Here is a 17,599-nt window from a genome sequence, read left to right as displayed (position 1 = left end):
CATAACTTGCATAAAAAGAAAGATATACTATTGTCATTGGTATAAATAAATTAATTCATTTCAGGCTGTCTTTAACCAATTATTCTTATTTTTTAGTTTTAAATTTATAATTAACTATTTTATAATGTAGGATGCTATCTATATTGTTTTCCTAAATTTTATTTTTCAAGCTATTATAAAAAATAACCTCTTATGAGTTTAGATAAAAATCATAAGGGGCTATTTTCTATTTACGGTAAGTTCGGTTGTTAAAAAGTACAGTTAATACTACTATTGAGTACTTCCTTAGGGGATTACAAATGTTATATATGGAATCTTATTTAACATCTGGTCATACTTTTCATGACTTACTTTCGAAACTTCAACTATTTGGTTATCTTTAAAAAGATTTATACCTAACTCACTTTTCTCCCCTTCGTAATAAACACTATTACCACTAAGATCGTAAGGGTAAAGGCCATCCCAAGGCAGTTCAATCATGCCATACTCGACCACAAGATAATCTTCCTCTAAGGTAGACTTTTTAATAAATTCCACTGGTGCCATTCCTTCATAATTATTTTTAACTGCTACTGATTTTGGTATAGCTCCATATTGCTTTAGAGGATACAAAGTAAAATCTTTTTGGAAACCTACTGAAATATTAGGATACTCGTTATTAGGATTAGAATAAAAAACAATATCTTTATCATACTTATCTTTATCAACTATTGCTGTAAGACCATTGGTGCTGTAATATATTTTATCGTCTTTTATTTCAGACTGTATGATTAAATCATCATATAATTTCTTCTTAATATCATTAATATCAACATTTTTCATTATCTCTTCTTCACCGTCATTATATTTAATAATAATTTGTACTTTAATATTATCTTTTTTTCCTTCTAGTAGCCTTTCTTGAATTTCAAAAACATGTGAACTTTTATAGTTTGGAAATGAAAATGTTTTTATAGCTGGTAGAACGTTAACATATTGTTCTAAAAAGTATGTTGTATAACTATACTCTGTAGACACGATATTTTGGATGTTTTTTACCTTCACATTAGTTATAATCTGCCCATTACTATATTTAGATGTTGCATCTAAACTTGAACGTGACTGAGTTTGTACAAGCCAAATAGTAGCTATTGCTACAATAATAAGCATGATAAAAACATATTTCCTCATAATACCCTCCAAGCGTTTATAATGAAATTATAAATATTATTATAATTGCTTCAGGATGGCTTTTCAGCCATCCTGGGAAAACTTCTTTAGAAACTGGAAAATTTTCTCCGTTTTTGTTTGCCAAAATCTCTTCCTTTTATTTTACCAGTTACATTTGCTCATTTAAAGTTTTATAGGAAATTATTCTATAAACATAATATCCATCATTTATGTAATCTTCTAATTGAGTATAGTTTCTACTAGCTGGGTCATGAATATAAATATACTTTTTAGCAACGGAGCCTATTTCAGAGTCGTCCTTTGTTTCAAGTATTCCCCTAGCTGCTACAAAATGAGTGCGATTGCCCTTTTTTACTCCAATAATAACCGGTCTATTGAGCCTTATTTGCCCCCTTACATCATCATATGCGTCGTCCACAGTTGAATAAGAAACACTGCTAGACTTAACTAAGCTAACATTATAAGCTAAAGGTACATTTCCCCAGTACATATTTCCATCATTATCAGGTTGATAAGGGAGAAGTTTATTGTTAACTTGCTTTGGATTATCGTTATATTCAAAATAATCTAGGACCATAGTAGTACTAGTTAGTGCACACCCATGGGTACCGATAGTATTTGTTCCATTTAACAATTGATGTGATGACCAACTACGTCCACTTTGCTGATACCTTGAAAAACTCAACAGCTCTTTTTCTACTACTCCTGGAACACTATAAGGTACTATTACATTGGGACCATATAGATATGTTCTATATTCTGAATAAGACATATTACCAATGAAATCACCATAACTATCTTCTACTATTATAGAATCATCTGACTGAATTTCATCAATATTGTAATTTTTCACCTTATCTAAACTGCCTACTTCAGAAGCCAATGCACTTGTACTAAAAGATATCAATAGCACAGCAATTAAAAGCAAACTAAAAATTTTTTTATTTACTAATTTTATCATGATACTCCTCCTATAATATGTTTAGAACAGCATTTTAAGTGTTCTAAATTTTTTTATTCTTTTCATTTCCAATTGTAAATTGAGATATCCTAATGCTAGAACATACCTAGATTATTTCTTAGGGCATTTTGGTTGATACAATATACCAATGCAGTTTACATTCATTCCTAAATTAGCAAAAACCATAGCTGTTGTTGCAACACTATTCAATATTTTAGCTTTTCCTTTCATTTAGGTCACCCCCTTAATCATTTTTTTCTTTATCACCAAAGGTAATAAAGTTATGTCTTGGTATAAAACCATTAATACAGAACTAACAAGCAATATAGTAAATAAAGTTATAATATTAAGTTAATGCTTGTTTAAATCAAAAATACCACAATTTTACTTTAAGGACAAGCTATTAGGCATAAGTGGTTCAATAATAAGCATAACTTGCATAGAAAAAGATATATTAGGCTATATCTTTTTTAAAAGGTAATGCTATGTGCACATTAAAAGTACTCTCTTTATCTTCAATCTTAAGGAGTCCTTCATAACGCGTTACTATTCTTTGTATATTATTTAGACCAAATCCATGGTTCTCCTTGTCTTCCTTTGTAGTAAATCTGCTCCCTATAGAGTTCGACTTAATGCTTACTACACTAGATTTTGTATTAGAAACTTCAATAACTAAATAATTCCCTTTTATTTTCATTTTAAAATCAATAAATGGATGTTCTATATCAGGTTTTAGGCACGCTTCAATTGCATTGTCTAAAAGGTTCCCTATGATAACAGACAAGTCAATATAATCATAAGATAGGTTTTTAGGAAGTTTAATATCCAAATTCATTTTAATTTTTTCTCTTAATATTTTATCCCTTTTAACATTTATTAGCGCCGTAATGACAGGATGCCCAACATCAATAATTTCATTAATAAAAGAAATGCTTTGTGCTAAGTCTAAAATATATTTTTTTGCTTCTTCAGTTTTATTTAAATAAATCAAGCCGTACAATGTACTGATATAATTGTTAAAATCATGCCGTTGAGCCCGAATATTCATCATAACTGACTCCATATTTTCACTATAAAAACTCTGATTCTCATATTCTTTAATTTTTAGTTTCATAAGTTCTTCCTGCTGTTCTTGCCTAAACATTTTCTTCGTAAAAACATAAATTAACCAACTGAATATGATAGAACATAATGTAAGCATAAATAAAATGATATAGTCCGTATAAGTTCTAATTTTTACATATCTATAAAGGGTAAATGCCATATAGATAATGATAGAGTTAAATAAAAAAATGAAAGCTATTGGCACACCCCTTCTGTCTTGGAACCATGATATTAAATGGATTTTACAGCCCCAATATCTTATTATAATAAAAAAGCCAACCTTCCCTATTACAATTGCTAGAAACCTATAGACATTCAATTCTAAAATAAGTGATGGAGGTAATTCAAAGAGAAATACAACCAAATTTACTGATATTAATTCTAATATAAACATGATGACAATTCCAATAATAAGCATAATAAAAATATATAAAAACTCTTTATTAAATAATAATGAAAAAATATAGCTCATTAGAAATATGATTAAGATAAAGCCCACAAAACTAGCTAGTCCCAAAACAGCATTAATAAAAGTATTGAATACAACAAGTATCAATAATCTGAATAATACATACTTTTTGCTAAGTTTTCTTTCTGTAAAGAAAGTTTTTAGGTAAAAATATAGCATGTATATATCTATTACGTTTGTAAAAAAATTAGATATAATCGCCAATTAAATCACCTTATTATCTTTAAAATATATTTTTTGCCAATGCATCTAATACATCTTTTTTACATTTTCTACTAATAGGTATAGATTGTTTTATATTATTAAATATTATTTCATTTTTGTCAATATTTAAGATTTTATCACTATTTACAATAAAGCCATTATGACATCGAAGAAATGTACTAGTTTCTAAACGGCTCATTATTGATTTTAAAGAATCAACGAATTCATAAGTACCAGATTTTGAATAAACGTAAATTTTTTTACCTTTACGCTCAAAAAAATAAATATCTTGATATTTTAGATATATTATTCCTTGTTTTGTCTTAATAGAAAAAACTTTATCTTTATTTTCATATGCTTTTATTTCATTCCATCGCACAAGTATTTTTTCCATTAAAATATGAAATTTTTCAAACGTAATAGGTTTAATAATGTATTGAAAACTATCAATCTGAAAAGCATCTAGAGCATAGTGTTTATATCCTGTAAGAAAAACTATTATTGCTTTTTCATATGTATACCTGATTTTCTTGCCTACTTCGATACCATTTAACCCTCTCATTTCAATATCTAAAAAGGCTATATCAATGTTATTTTCATTTAATAATTCTTGTACCTCTTCTCCGCTATAAGTCTCTATAATTCTAATGTCGCAATTTAAGTCAATTCGATGTATATACTCTTTTATAATATCTACATGGGTTTTATCGTCGTCACATATGACAATAGTTATCTTCATAAGTCATTCCCCCATATAAATGATTGTTTACTAACTAGTATTCTACAAACAAAAATAATTTCCTTTAAAAATATCTTTAAATTAAATAATTATATTTTAACTATTTTTAATAACTTCTAATTTACCTCTAGTTCTTTGCATAGCATATAAAAAATCTTTGAAACGCCCTTATGCCAATTCTCATCTTCAGCATACTTTCTATTAATCCATTTAACTGGGTCTATGTGGCTTGGCCTGTTTTTGCTTAAGTTAACTATAGTTATGGCTGCTATCTTTGTAGAATCGTTTATGTCTTTATTGTGTTTCTTCCAGCTCCCATAAACATTAAAAGGATTATTTGCAATTTTTTCTGCATACTCATTTGACCTTGGAACAAATCCCTGCTCCTGTCCCGTAATGGCAATTAAAAGAAGTGGGTTTATATCAAATGTCTCTGAAGTATTTACTATTGTAGTCAAATATGGTTCATCTGCTAGCTTTGAGTCTCTACTGTTTAGCCATACTCTTAATTTCTCAATATCTATATCTATGTACTTAAATTCTACAGGTAGTTCATTGCTAGTCCTAGTTTCCGGTACTTTTACATCGTCTGCTGCTTTCACCGATACAACATTTTTATCATTAGTGATTTTAATATATATTGTTAAGCTAAATAAGGTTACTAAGAATATGCCTATAATTATTCCCAAGTTCTTACCTTTAGTAGATTTCCGTACCTTATCAGAAGTCATAATCTTTGAATCTAGTTGCTTTTCTACAATATCAGTCTTTTTATATGGAGCCTCCTCTTTATTATCTTTTGATATATCATCTTCTGGACTAAAGTCTACTCCTTCAATCATATCGTGAATAGAATCATTTAGGTATTCTTTATCGTATTTCCTTACTTCGGTTATGAAATCTAGTAAATGATCTTTTGAGATTTCTATATCTTGATTCTTATTAATCCAGTCAGTTAAACCCTCAAGATAGCTATAGCTATCTATATCTAGACTGATAATAGCATTAAAAATGTCATTTGCATTTATTGTGAATGAACTTTTATGAACTGAATTACTAATTAAGGTTTTCTTTACATAATCCCGATGACTTTTATCAAAACATTCAATATTGTCGTCTAAGATTTTATGGATTGAATCAGCAAACAGTAAAGAAGCCTCATATGAGGAAATATGAGGATAATTAATAGATATATAATTTCTTAGCTCTAAAACATTTTTATCATTTATTATTTCCTTGTGTTTCAATTTTTCTAATATATCTATCATAGAAAAGCACCTCATAGAGAATATAGAAAGGTCAGGCTTAGATTTTATCAGTATTATATCACATATAAAGCTAGTACTTAAGTCTATATCTTGTATAATATATATTTAGATAATAATATGTACTCAATATGTTCTTTTTAATTTGGATTATTGTAGTGGCTTTATCAAATCATTTTTCACCAGTTTTTGTGATATTTCTAAAGCTTCATCTCTACTTTTTGCTGGAACTGATATCATAAATCCATCTTTGCTACTCCAGCCACTTGATCCAGATTCTTCACCTTTTTCAAAAACACAAATAGTAAATTCTTCAAATATTCCTTTTATATATATTGCTCCAAAGCTCTCAAATTCAGATATCTCTTTATTATAGCCTAGCAACCATTCTCTACTATTATCAATATCTAATTTTAATTTAGATATTTCCTTTTCATTGATAACTATAGCTCCTTCAAAACGATCTTTTAGAATAAGTTTTTTTGTAATCCAACCATTAATCTTTATTGTAACATCCTCCTTATGTTCGCTATCTCCAAGTTTATATTGTATGCCATGGTATGTTTCATTTATTTTTCTAGGATAAGCATAATAAATATATAAAGCAATTGATAGAATTGTAAACAGTAAAAAGATCTTCATATAGTTTTGCTTCAAATTTAACTCTCCTTCATTCAGAAAATATTGAAACTTACACAGTATGACGTTTTCTTATCTTTTATATCCCCAACCCCTTAATTATTTTTTCTATATCAATCTGCTTTGCAGCATCTATCATTTCTTCTTTAGTATCTTGATATATTCTTGCACTGAATTCATTATTATTCTCTTTTTCAATTACTTCATCATATTTTCTAATTTCTACATGATATTTTTTATTGTTAAATGCATACTCCCTGTATATTCCTTCAACAGTATCCTTCCCTTTAGTTTTTAGAATAGAATACTTATTTCTATCTATATCTACTTCCTCTACATCACAAAACTTGAATCTATAATATGAATCATTATCATTACTAAATGGTATATTAATATATAATTGTAGATTTGAATCTTCATTTTTATAAGTCATATAAATTGTGTTAATTTCCTCTGGCTTTAACTCTCTTTTATATACCTTTTCTAGTTCTTTTTTATAATAAGATTTATCATAATATACGTGCATTCCAGTATTTAAGTCATTAATGTAAAAGCCTTCAAATTCATATTCTAAAAGTTTTTTCGGTATTATCATATCAGAGTAATATTGCTTTATTTCATTATAATCACTCAACACGTAATTTCCACTTATCTGACATATGTATTTATCAAACTCGAAAGCTACTATCTCATCGTATTTAAGATCTTTTTCTTCACGAATTTCTTTAGCTCTTTGATCTATTTTTTTCCAAGTCTCATCACTAATATCATCTCCTTCATCATTTCTATGACTTTCAGCATTAAGCTTAAATGTGCTTCCATCATTATTTATAATGAAATCATATACAGCATCACTGACCTTCTTAAGGTAACCAGAGTCAATATTTTCTATAGAATCTTTTTCAGAGTGTATCCTATTACCACTAAACAATTCTTCCTGTCCAATACTTATACCGCATAAGTTGTTATTAATAAAAGATTGATGATCACTCATGCCATAGTATTTATCTATAAATTCAAGCTCATATTTATTAAGGGATTTTTTTATCTCATCTAGTAGTTTACTATCAACTCCACTAGTATTATCTAGCGCTATTTTCCCTCCATCCTTCTTTCCTACACAATCTATGTTGATATTATATATATCATCATACTGATTTTTTATTGCATTGACAAAAGCCTCACTGCCTTTAAGCCCATATTCTTCTCCATTAAATCCACATATCAAAATGTCCATATTAAACTGCTTTTCCTTCGAACTGTTAACCAATCTTTCTGCGACATCTAGCACAACAGCGATTCCAGAAGCATTGTCTACCGCACCGTAGAAAATATTTTCGCCAGCCCATCCTACATGATCAAAGTGAGCAGATAAAACTAATGCCTTTTTACTATCAACTCCTTTTATTTTACCGATTGCATTCTTTGCTGTTATTTGTTCTGCTTCATACCTAGACTTTATATTGATATTCTTAACCTTTTTATTTTTTATTTCTTCATACAGACTTTTACTGATACCTATAATAGGAGTAGTGTCAGTTCTTACAGACGTAGTTCCGAAAAACTCGTTTCTTTTTACTAAAACTCCTTTTGCTATATTCCTAACATCTTTCATATCATCATTTTCATCTAAAACTATTATCTTCTCGCTTAATTTTTCATCAGTTGAATCAAAAGTTATTGGGCATGTAATATCAAAATTATTAACACGAAGTTGGTCCACATAATCTATACCATATATACATACCTTACTGCTTCCATCTTCAAAGCTTATATTGAATGTATGCTGTTGTTTTTCCGGGTCATATGTTGTCTGTACGTACTCATGAAAATAGCTTGAATCATTAAATATATCAAGCCCAATTTCCTCAAACCTATTTGCTATGTATACTAATGCTTTATCATTTCCTTCTGTTCCTGTAAGTCTACCTTTAAATTCTTCTGAAGCAAGTGTGCTCACTGTACCATTAAGCGTATAATCCTCAATATATGCTTCTTTTGCACATCCTGTTAATAGTATAGCTAAAACGACGACTAATGCACCTATACGTTTTTTAATCATAAAAAACCCTCCTGGTTTGTAAAATATTATAGCATTTTAATTAATATTGGAAATCTTTGTTATATTATTCTATATATTTTGATAAAAACCTTTAAATATAAAAAATGCTTCTAAAGAAACATTATAATGTTGCCTTTTTTGAAACTCATCTACCGAAAGTTCTTATTATAAAAATAAAAAAGTAGAACTTTCCTATTCGTTATAAAAAGAAAAGACAAGTGAAGCGATATAATATGCTCCACTTGTCTTAATTTTGTTTTTTTAAAATCCTGTTGTACACATTGGCTTTTCTTCTACTGCGAATATCTTATTAACAATATCTATAAATGCTGTATCTGATATATCTGCTAAACCTAATCTATATAATGCTTTGAAATTAACTACTCCCATTATAAGTGAAGAAAACTCAGATATATCTAAAGTTATCTCCGCATCAAAATCTCCTTCAGTTATATATGGCTTACCTTCAATAAAATTAACTATAATGCTCTTGTTATTCTCTTCCCTGAAATTATCTATAGCAGTTATTTTTAATTTGCAGTTTTGTCCTCCAAAGTTATGCTCTGATAAAACTTCAAATAATTTTGTAGTATTAATAACTCTATACATTAGCCCAACACCCTGTGTGTTGCTTTCATGATATACATGAGGAATAATATTCTCAGAGTCGTTGCTAGGATTCATAAATAAGTGATGAAAATATTCGTCCTGTGTGTTAAATATTATATATCTTATCTGGTCATCTTGACTGTGTAAAAATGTCATGAGTTCAGTTAAAGCTTCTCTGGTATTATAAATAAACTCATTTACGAAAATGTCATTTACAACAAAGCTCCCGCTCTCTCCTGCCTTAAAGGTAAAGGTCATATACCCTTCTATTTTATCATTATTTTTATATCCAACTACTCGATTTGAAGGATTTTTAAATATCCCTTCTATCTCTCTTTCTGTCTTTTCAATCATTCCATTAGTATTATCTAAGAACCTATTGTAGCAGTCATTCAGAAGGTCTTTATCTTCAATGTTTAAATAAGAAACCTTTGTCTTAGTCTTACCCTTGGGAAGTCTTTGTGATTTGACCTTATACTGATTCTTTTTCGTACCAAAGCCAAATCCCATTTTCTTATAAAAGTCAGTTCTAAAAGGATATAGCAGAACTATTGGTGATTCTTTCTTTCTATAATGATTTATAAAATATGTAATTAATTCTTTAGCTGCCTTATCCTTTTTATGGAGAAGGTCAATAGCTACAGAACCTACTCCTCCTGCTAGGATTTTAGTCGAGAAAAGCTTCATTGTGAAATCGTAGAGTATCATGCCTCCAATGATCTTTTTATCATCATAGATTCCATACAATTTAGCTATAGGATTCTCTTTATGTATTTTAGTATATCGCTCGATAGCACTATCCTTTTCTTCCTGAGTATTAATCTTCATCGCAGGATAAGCATTAGCTGAAATATTTACAAACTCCATTATATCAACTTCTTCCATTCTCTTTACCAATCTCATTAATTTTCCCCCTTTATTAATTAAATAAATATACTACCTTTTTTCAAATATACTTTTCATTTGCCTATAATACTTACGTTTATTATGAAATATTCTGTTTTTTAACGCATTATTATAATTTCTTATTTTTACTATTCAATATATTTTTATGAAACCCTCTTTTCATATAATAAACAAGCAAGGCAAGTGAAATATTACTTGTATACACTTATACACATAAGGGAATTATATAATAGAATTTAATCTACAATTAGGAATGGAGGTTTTATAGTGAAGTGTCTTGTAATTTACACACATCCTAATCCAAAAAGCTTTAATGCTGCTATAAAGGAACATATTGTTAGTGAGCTTGAAAAAAATGGGCACGATGTCAGCATTCGTGATTTATATGAATTAGGGTTTAATTCTATTTTATCTGCAGATGACTTTGTTCACTTCCAAAAAGGAGAAGTTGCACCAGATATTGAAGCTGAGCAAAACGAAATCAAGTGGGCAGATACTTTATTTTTTGTCTTTCCTACATGGTGGGAAAACATGCCTGCTATGCTAAGAGGTTATATAGATAGAGTCTTTTCAACTGGCTTTGCCTATAAGTACTCTGACGAAGGTCCTATTGGACTTTTAAAGGGAAAAAAAGCAGTAATACTTCAAACAACAGGCTCACCTGAAGAAGTGCTTGATTCTAGCAATCTATTATCATCCATGAAAAAAGTTATTGGTAATGGTATTTTCTCTTTTGTTGGTATAGAAACAATAGCTCATAAGTTCTTTTTTGCCGTTCCTTTTATTTCTAACGATGAAAGAAAGAAAATGTTATCTGAATTAGTTAACTTTATTAATAATGAATTCCCTAAAGGAAAGTAAGAATCAGATAGGTCTATTACCTATCTGATTCTTGTTGAATAAAAGTACTATAAGCTAAACTTATTTAGATGGCTTCAATCTCATACCTCTATTTGTTATTATTCTTATTATCGTGTATAACTTGATCAATTATAATAACTAAGGCTAATAAAAATGCCTGGTTTTCTCTATCATCAATTTCTACCCCATATGTATCGGAAAAAGCAAACCATCTTTTGTTAACAGTAACTACAGATTTGCCGTTTTTTATTATTTCAAAATTATATCCAAAAATATCCCCTTCCATATCAAAGCTTCCAAATTTACTTTCTATATAGAAGCGTGGCTTGAAAAATGTAAATTCCTTTTTTACCTTTGCAACCTGCGTTTCATCTTGAAAAATACTATACTCTGGTAAAAACTTAAACAATTTTTGCTCAATATAAAAAAGTTTATTTCCATTTAAATCTTCGATAGATAGTTTATCTCCAAGAGTAAAAACCTTTCCTCTTACAATAAACTTTGGCTCTTCATTTTCACCTTTAATTGTAAAATTATCTCCAAAACTAAAAATTTTTTGACGAATTTGATATCTCATAATTTCACCCTTTATATAATTAATTTCTAATATATTAAAAAACTATTGCTTTATAGGTTATTATAATAGCATGTATAACAATTATTTGTACTGCCAACAATGAAATAAATTCATTTTCTTATTATAACAATGTAAGTCAAAAATCACAAGTTACTGGTACGAAATTAGTTATATTCATTAATTTGATATATTAGTTTATAAGCTTATTCAATTCTTGACTTAACTTCTCTAATGCCTTAAAGCTCTCAACAACTTCATCTATCCTTCTATTTTGATCTGTTATACTTGCTGTTACTTGTTCCACGGAAGCAGATGTCTCCTCTGTAGTACTTGATATTGAAGCAACTTCATTAACAATAGCATTTGAGCTTGTTTGCAGACTTTTTATCTTCTCATCCATATCTTTAGCCTGAGCTAAGACATTATTCGTATTTTCATTTACCATTCTAAATACCTTGTCCACATTTTCTGTTACGATCTTACTTGATTTAAATGAATCGTGGACAGCATAAACTCTCTCTGTTGCATTTTCAGCTTTTTCTTGAACTTCATTTAAAATAAAAGCTATTTCCTCTGTCGACTGTCTTGAATTTTCGGCAAGCTTTCTAATCTCTTCTGCAACTACAGCAAATCCCTTTCCATTTTCTCCTGCTCTAGCAGCTTCTATCGCAGCATTTAATGCTAACAGGTTTGTTTGTTCTGCTATTTCGTTAATTGTATTTAAAATAACGCCTATTTGCTTAGCTTGTTTATTTAATTCATTCATAAGGGTTACAGTATCGTCTATATTAATATTTACCTTACCAAATTCATCCTTTAGTGAATTTATCTCTTTATTTCCATCACTTGAAACATCTGCTGTAGAATTAGATAACTCTCTCATTACTGTTGAGGCTTCTGAGACTAATTGAATTTCAACATTGCTTTGTACCATTGATTGATTTATATCATTAGCACTTTGTGCCTGCAATTCAACACTTGATGCAATTTCTGTAAATGCAATAGTAATTTCGCTAGATATTTCACCTATAGCCTTTACATTGTCCATTAGGTTACTACTAAATTGATTTAAAGTTTTTGAAGTATTTCTAGTTTGCTCAAACATCTTCTCTAGTTGAATGTTATTTTCCTTAGACTTTTCGTTGTTTTCTTCTAATTTTTTTCTCATATCAGCTCCAATTTTACTTTGAAAAGCCAATACAAAAGAAATTAGTATTAAGAAAAGATTTAAAGTAACCAAATGATTGTTGTGAAGACCTAAAAACATAGTGTTTTTATATGCAAAGAAAAAGTAATTTGTGAAAAATAGATTAATAATTCCTGCCAAAACAATAAGCTTAAAATCATGATATAAAGTAATAATAGCTAAAAAATAATACAATAGTATGTAGTTTGCCATATGAGGATTTGATGTAATGATGAAATATACTAATAAAGCTAGTCCAACTAATATAGCATATTTAACATAGGTTTCATATTTCCTTTTGTATGTAAGTATTGTAGATAATCCTGCACATGTCAATCCTATTATTACTAAAGCAATTATTGCAGCAAAAGGAACTTTGTTAACTATGTCTGTTATCAATGCTAATACCAAAGAAAACCATAATAATTTGACAACTAGTTTATTTCTTTCATGAACTGACTGATTTTTATCCATAATATGCCTCCTAAGATATTTAAATTCTGTAATTTTTGTACTAATACAGCCAATGGTCGCAATTGTAAAATTCTACATAATCTTATCATTTCCTGCATAATTTGAATATTATTTGTTATTGCAACATTCAGAGAGGATAAAACCCCCTCTGAATATTAAATAGTTTTTATTTAAATAAATCTAGCAATTTCATTTGCAGATGTAATAGCCTCCCATGCTCTACCTGGTTCTCTTGCATCTCCTATACAATATATTTCATTAGCAGCATTTTCATTTAAAAGTTTATAATACAGAGTATCATTAGCTCGCCCTCCAGTAGAAAAGATTACATAATCTGTATCTATCGCTATATCTTCAACATCATTTGGGTCAAGCTTTTTGTCAAAAGGATTATGAATATTTTCTGGAACTAATGTAGTCCAAGGAGTAAATGGATTCGTTCTTTTTCTATTAGCCTTTATAACCACCTTTCCTTCGCTAAACTTCACAACCTTAGAAGCTACATATGCTGTTATAGGTTCCTTTATTGCATCTTCTTTTCTACCTGTAGGACTTCCTTTGCCCATCATCATCCAGAGTAGCATTGATCGGTTTGCATGTACTACTCCAGTCATAAGATTTGGAAGCATCTCTACTATAGTAACATCTATTCCTTTTTCATGAGCAAGAGCATATCCAACTTCACACCCTACAATTCCTCCACCCACTATTGTTACCTTTCTAACATCCTGTGGTAACTCCATATTATTATTTAAAAAATCTCTCGATTCAATACTTTTGATATTATTACTACCTTCTATATTAGGTATAAATGGTTTAAGTCCGTTGCTACAAATTATCACATCATATTTTCCCTTCAGTTCTTCAACATTAACTTCATTATTATAATTTATTTTTAAACCTTTTTTTTCAAGTAATTCCATTTGATATTGGAGGTTTTCTATGTACTTTGCAACATCATGCTTGATTTTAGGCTTGCTTCCAGCAATTAATTGTCCGCCTGCCTTATCTTCTTTCTCATATAAAGTAACCTTATGCCCTCTATGAACTAGAATTTTTGCTGCTTCACATCCTCCTGGTCCTGCTCCTATTATTGCAACATTTTTAACTTTGCTTGCTTTTTCTACCTTCTTAGTATCCTCGAACCCTGTATAAGGATTAACTGTACAGCAAGGATGTCCACCTAAAATGAATGATTGAATACATCCTTCTTGATCACCTATACAGTGGATTATCTCCTTAGTTCTTCCTTCCTTTACTTTCTGAGGCCAGTATGGATCGGCTAGTAAAGGTCTTCCCAGCATAATGAAATCAGCCCAGTTTTTTTCTAATACTTCTTGAGCCTTACTAGGGTTTCCCATTTTTCCAACTGCAATTACTTTAGATTGAATGTTTTCCTTATCAAAATATGCTTTAAGTCTACCAGCCATTTCTTCTACATATGGAATATCGTCAAAATATGCTGGTGGGTGAGGATAAAACCAGTTATCGTAGCAACCCTTGTCAACGTCAAAAGCATCTACTCCTGTTGCTGCCAAAGCTTTACACATTTCCAGCCCTTCCTCTATAGTCCTTTCCATACCTTTAAATCTATTCTTAAATATTTCATCTCCATAAGATTCTCTCAAGGCTTGAGTAAGGTCCAGTCTATAGATTATAGGAAAATCTTTTCCACATCTTTCCTTTATTTCATGAACTACATCAATAGCAAATTGAAATTTATTTTTATACCTACCAAATTTTCTTCTATTCCACGGAGCTGAGGTTAATTGGTCCATAAGATATCCTTCATGCCCATGTAATTGAACACCATCAATTCCCGATACTTTAGCATTAACTGCACTTTGTCCAAAACTTTTTACGATTTTCTTTATACCCATATCCGTATATGGAATGTGAGGCAATTGGGGAACATAAAAGTTTTTATTCAATGATGCTGATTTTAATATTTTCCCTTTAAGAGCTACTTCTGGTGAACCAACTCTTCCAAGACCTGCTGTAAGCTGTATAAAGATTTTTGAATCATAGGAATGAACGGCAGAAGCTAAGTCTCTCCAGCCTGATAGCCTGGTTCTAGATGAACTGTCAATCCTTGGAAAATACGTTGTGTCATTGTCTTCTGAAACAGTAGGATCAATTCCTTGCGATACAGGTATAAGTCCTGTAATTAGAATTCCTGTTCCTCCCTTTGCTCTTTCAGTAAAATAATCTATCATTTTAGATAGAGGTCTACCTATAGGGTCTGCCATATTGATATTACCCATTGGAGCCATTATAATTCTATTTTTTGTCTTACACTTACCTATATTTCCTGGTTGAAATATATTATTATACTCCATTTCTTTCCCCCCTTATTATTTAATTACAACTGAACCATCTTCTCTAATCTCTATAGTTTGTCCATCTTTTACATATTGAAGAAATTCATCTCCAAGCTGGTCGATTGTTACTATTCTTTCATTAACCCATACATCGGCTAATATTACACCTGCAGCTGCAAGAGAATCAATGTGTTCAGAAAAAAGCATAGCTTTAGGGCCTATTCCAAGCTTTGTTATTGACTCTAATACCATACCTCCTGTAGTAGAACCAATAGTTTTTGGTAGACATATAATCTTACCAGTTAGCTCTTTATTATACAGCTCTTTATTATTTTGATCAGAGCTAATAACTTTCTTTGCCTTTCTTAACGCACTTTTCTGAAAAGTAGCTAAAATATTTAATCCTTGATGGGTAACTACTGCCTCCCCTTCGATATTTCCTGGTAATACAGGTCTTCCTTTAAATATCTTTTCCATCTATCCCTTACCCCCTATTAATTCTTAGTAATAATTTCTAGTACTTCCTCATCTACATAAAATCTAGCAGTAGTATAGGTTCTCAATTTATTAGAATTTGTGATAACAGGTTGCTTTGAGCATATAGGATTATTCATATACATTAATGGGCATATTCCTGTTATTGTGGCTCCTGTATTAATAAGTTTTTCATAGCTTGCTCTATCTTCTTTAAATTTACTAATTACATCAGGTGATGCACTTAATATAGTTCTTATGCTTACCTTGCTGTTTCCATATTTTTTAAGAGAATCATGAATTTTCTCAGTCCATTGATATATTTGGCTTAAAGATAGATGAGGACATCCTATGAAGCAAACCTTAGGTTTCGAGTCTTTATTCTTCCACATTACTGGGTAAGATTCTACTACCCTTTTAATTTCATAGTCATCTATTATATAGATTTTATAATTTTCAACAAGAAGATTCTCCCCCTGTTCTACAGCTTCTGGAGTAATATTTTCTATGTGATATAGTCCAACAGCCCCATTTGATGCACTAGCTGCTCCCATATCCTTTAAATAGTTAGTTGTATTATCATTAATTCCATTACCTAAGAACTTATCTAATCCAACGATAAAAGGAACATCTTCCATAACCTTTAATCCAATTGCACTTCCCAAAATCTGAGGATTAGGTAGTCTTGTTGTCTTTAATTCTATACGCCATGTAGCTTTTCTACCCTCGTCTGTTAATAGTCCAAATTCTGGTGTTTTTCCTATAATTCCTGATAATAGCTCTATTACTCCAGAGTTTCTGTTGGTCTTGGCACCTAAAACAGAATTGGCGTAAACAACAGCTGAGGACTCTGCCCAAGATAAGACATCTCCTTTTCTTGGTATATTTCCTACTTCAGGCATATAACATGTACAAGTAAACGCCTCATCATTCTTAAGTCCAACCTTTTTCAATTGCAGTTCATAGTCTTTTTGCTTTCCATACATGACTCTAAATACTATTTTTTGGAGCAGATTACATTTCACATTGTCGTAATCAAGTGGTCTTGGGTCAACTGTAAATGACTCTTTTGTCTTCAATCCTGCCTCTATTAATTCCTCCATCATATCAAAGACTGGTTCAAGTATCGGTATTCCAAAAGAAGTTACCAAATGAACAGCCCCACTAATAGGAATAAGTCTCTTTGCCCCAAATGTGTCTCCATACAGTACAACAGACTCCATAGCTTTTCTTAGGGTCTCTCCTCTTTTGCCTTCTAAAATTTCCCTTTCTTCATCTGTAAGTTCCATTTTGTAATTGAGCATTTTATTCCACCCCTTTTCATTTTAATAATATTTCTTTTATCTTAAAACATATAGCTAACTTATATAACTAAATTTGTTAATAATTTACCATACTTGTATGTTTCGACAATATTTATTCTTTTCCTTCTATATATCTTGTATAATTTAATTCATTTATGTCTTATGCCCAAAATTTTAGTTATGAATAATTACCTTAACCTTTTTTACACTGTTGGACTTTATACTAATAATATTAAAATGAAGCCTAGAGATCTCTAGACTTCACTTCATTAGC

The 17,599-nt window shown here is 30.0% G+C and carries 15 protein-coding genes; 1 reads left to right on the top strand and 14 read right to left on the bottom strand.

The features are described 5' to 3' along the window. Window positions 1–285 precede the first annotated feature (285 nt). From HNR33_RS06140 to HNR33_RS06100, 9 genes are all read right to left on the bottom strand, one after another. Window positions 286–1,170 carry a hypothetical protein gene (locus HNR33_RS06140; protein WP_429081262.1) on the bottom strand — a complete coding sequence of 295 codons (885 nt, stop codon included), beginning with the start codon at window positions 1,168–1,170 and terminating at the stop codon, window positions 286–288. A gap of 148 nt (window positions 1,171–1,318) precedes the next feature. Next, window positions 1,319–2,131 (bottom strand): C39 family peptidase, encoded by an 813-nt coding sequence (locus tag HNR33_RS06135; protein ID WP_429081261.1) that lies wholly within the window; start codon window positions 2,129–2,131, stop codon window positions 1,319–1,321. 111 nt (window positions 2,132–2,242) lie between these two features. Beyond that, on the bottom strand, window positions 2,243–2,362 hold the full coding sequence (locus tag HNR33_RS06130) for a cyclic lactone autoinducer peptide (protein ID WP_429081258.1): 120 nt from the start codon (window positions 2,360–2,362) through the stop codon (window positions 2,243–2,245). A gap of 223 nt (window positions 2,363–2,585) precedes the next feature. After that, a complete protein-coding gene (locus tag HNR33_RS06125) occupies window positions 2,586–3,245 on the bottom strand; it encodes a sensor histidine kinase (protein WP_429081257.1) in 660 nt (219 codons plus the stop codon). Window positions 3,246–3,927: 682 nt separating this feature from the next. After that, window positions 3,928–4,647, bottom strand: a complete 720-nt coding sequence (locus tag HNR33_RS06120; protein ID WP_429081255.1) for a LytR/AlgR family response regulator transcription factor — start codon at window positions 4,645–4,647, stop codon at window positions 3,928–3,930. A gap of 116 nt (window positions 4,648–4,763) precedes the next feature. Next, window positions 4,764–5,915: a hypothetical protein gene (locus tag HNR33_RS06115; protein WP_429081253.1), complete on the bottom strand. Its 1,152-nt coding sequence runs from the start codon at window positions 5,913–5,915 to the stop codon at window positions 4,764–4,766. Window positions 5,916–6,062: 147 nt separating this feature from the next. Then, window positions 6,063–6,569 (bottom strand): hypothetical protein, encoded by a 507-nt coding sequence (locus HNR33_RS06110; protein WP_429081251.1) that lies wholly within the window; start codon window positions 6,567–6,569, stop codon window positions 6,063–6,065. A 61-nt stretch (window positions 6,570–6,630) separates the two neighbouring features. After that, window positions 6,631–8,613: a M28 family metallopeptidase gene (locus HNR33_RS06105; protein WP_429081249.1), complete on the bottom strand. Its 1,983-nt coding sequence runs from the start codon at window positions 8,611–8,613 to the stop codon at window positions 6,631–6,633. A 261-nt stretch (window positions 8,614–8,874) separates the two neighbouring features. Continuing rightward, window positions 8,875–10,125 (bottom strand): GNAT family N-acetyltransferase, encoded by a 1,251-nt coding sequence (locus tag HNR33_RS06100; RefSeq protein ID WP_429081246.1) that lies wholly within the window; start codon window positions 10,123–10,125, stop codon window positions 8,875–8,877. A 270-nt stretch (window positions 10,126–10,395) separates the two neighbouring features. Here HNR33_RS06100 and HNR33_RS06095 point away from each other — a divergent pair, with 270 nt between their 5' ends. Then, window positions 10,396–10,989, top strand: a complete 594-nt coding sequence (locus HNR33_RS06095) for an NAD(P)H-dependent oxidoreductase (RefSeq protein ID WP_429081245.1) — start codon at window positions 10,396–10,398, stop codon at window positions 10,987–10,989. Between the two features lie 88 nt (window positions 10,990–11,077). On the opposite strand, the gene HNR33_RS06090 is transcribed toward HNR33_RS06095, so the two are convergent. From HNR33_RS06090 to HNR33_RS06070, 5 genes are all read right to left on the bottom strand, one after another. Continuing rightward, the gene (locus tag HNR33_RS06090; protein ID WP_488167837.1) at window positions 11,078–11,566 is read right to left on the bottom strand and encodes an LURP-one-related/scramblase family protein; all 489 of its coding nucleotides are present in this window, start codon (window positions 11,564–11,566) and stop codon (window positions 11,078–11,080) included. A 190-nt stretch (window positions 11,567–11,756) separates the two neighbouring features. Next, entirely contained in the window at window positions 11,757–13,226 is a 1,470-nt protein-coding gene (locus tag HNR33_RS06085) for a methyl-accepting chemotaxis protein (RefSeq protein WP_429081242.1), read from the bottom strand. A 170-nt stretch (window positions 13,227–13,396) separates the two neighbouring features. Further along, window positions 13,397–15,565 carry an oxidoreductase gene (locus tag HNR33_RS06080; protein WP_429081240.1) on the bottom strand — a complete coding sequence of 723 codons (2,169 nt, stop codon included), beginning with the start codon at window positions 15,563–15,565 and terminating at the stop codon, window positions 13,397–13,399. Window positions 15,566–15,580: 15 nt separating this feature from the next. Then, a complete protein-coding gene (locus tag HNR33_RS06075) occupies window positions 15,581–16,024 on the bottom strand; it encodes an aconitase X swivel domain-containing protein (protein WP_429081238.1) in 444 nt (147 codons plus the stop codon). Between the two features lie 17 nt (window positions 16,025–16,041). Then, window positions 16,042–17,325 carry an aconitase X gene (locus HNR33_RS06070; protein ID WP_429081236.1) on the bottom strand — a complete coding sequence of 428 codons (1,284 nt, stop codon included), beginning with the start codon at window positions 17,323–17,325 and terminating at the stop codon, window positions 16,042–16,044. Window positions 17,326–17,599 lie beyond the last annotated feature (274 nt).

The sequence above is a fragment of the Brassicibacter mesophilus genome, from assembly GCF_050433385.1.
GTDB lineage: Bacteria > Bacillota > Clostridia > Tissierellales > Proteiniboraceae > Brassicibacter > Brassicibacter mesophilus.
Note: the sequence above shows the minus strand (reverse complement) of the source record. Positions and strands in the feature narration are given on the sequence as shown.

What these genes read in the sequence shown, in the direction of transcription:
- HNR33_RS06125 (WP_429081257.1), bottom strand. Translation starts at nt 3,245, where the DNA reads ATGAAACTAAAAATTAAAGAATATGAGAATCAGAGTTTTTATAGTGAA.
- HNR33_RS06080 (WP_429081240.1), bottom strand. Translation starts at nt 15,565, where the DNA reads ATGGAGTATAATAATATATTTCAACCAGGAAATATAGGTAAGTGTAAG.
- HNR33_RS06115 (WP_429081253.1), bottom strand. Translation starts at nt 5,915, where the DNA reads ATGATAGATATATTAGAAAAATTGAAACACAAGGAAATAATAAATGAT.
- HNR33_RS06070 (WP_429081236.1), bottom strand. Translation starts at nt 17,325, where the DNA reads ATGCTCAATTACAAAATGGAACTTACAGATGAAGAAAGGGAAATTTTA.
- HNR33_RS06085 (WP_429081242.1), bottom strand. Translation starts at nt 13,226, where the DNA reads ATGGATAAAAATCAGTCAGTTCATGAAAGAAATAAACTAGTTGTCAAA.
- HNR33_RS06120 (WP_429081255.1), bottom strand. Translation starts at nt 4,647, where the DNA reads ATGAAGATAACTATTGTCATATGTGACGACGATAAAACCCATGTAGAT.
- HNR33_RS06135 (WP_429081261.1), bottom strand. Translation starts at nt 2,131, where the DNA reads ATGATAAAATTAGTAAATAAAAAAATTTTTAGTTTGCTTTTAATTGCT.
- HNR33_RS06130 (WP_429081258.1), bottom strand. Translation starts at nt 2,362, where the DNA reads ATGAAAGGAAAAGCTAAAATATTGAATAGTGTTGCAACAACAGCTATG.
- HNR33_RS06140 (WP_429081262.1), bottom strand. Translation starts at nt 1,170, where the DNA reads ATGAGGAAATATGTTTTTATCATGCTTATTATTGTAGCAATAGCTACT.
- HNR33_RS06100 (WP_429081246.1), bottom strand. Translation starts at nt 10,125, where the DNA reads ATGAGATTGGTAAAGAGAATGGAAGAAGTTGATATAATGGAGTTTGTA.
- HNR33_RS06105 (WP_429081249.1), bottom strand. Translation starts at nt 8,613, where the DNA reads ATGATTAAAAAACGTATAGGTGCATTAGTCGTCGTTTTAGCTATACTA.
- HNR33_RS06090 (WP_488167837.1), bottom strand. Translation starts at nt 11,566, where the DNA reads ATGAGATATCAAATTCGTCAAAAAATTTTTAGTTTTGGAGATAATTTT.
- HNR33_RS06075 (WP_429081238.1), bottom strand. Translation starts at nt 16,024, where the DNA reads ATGGAAAAGATATTTAAAGGAAGACCTGTATTACCAGGAAATATCGAA.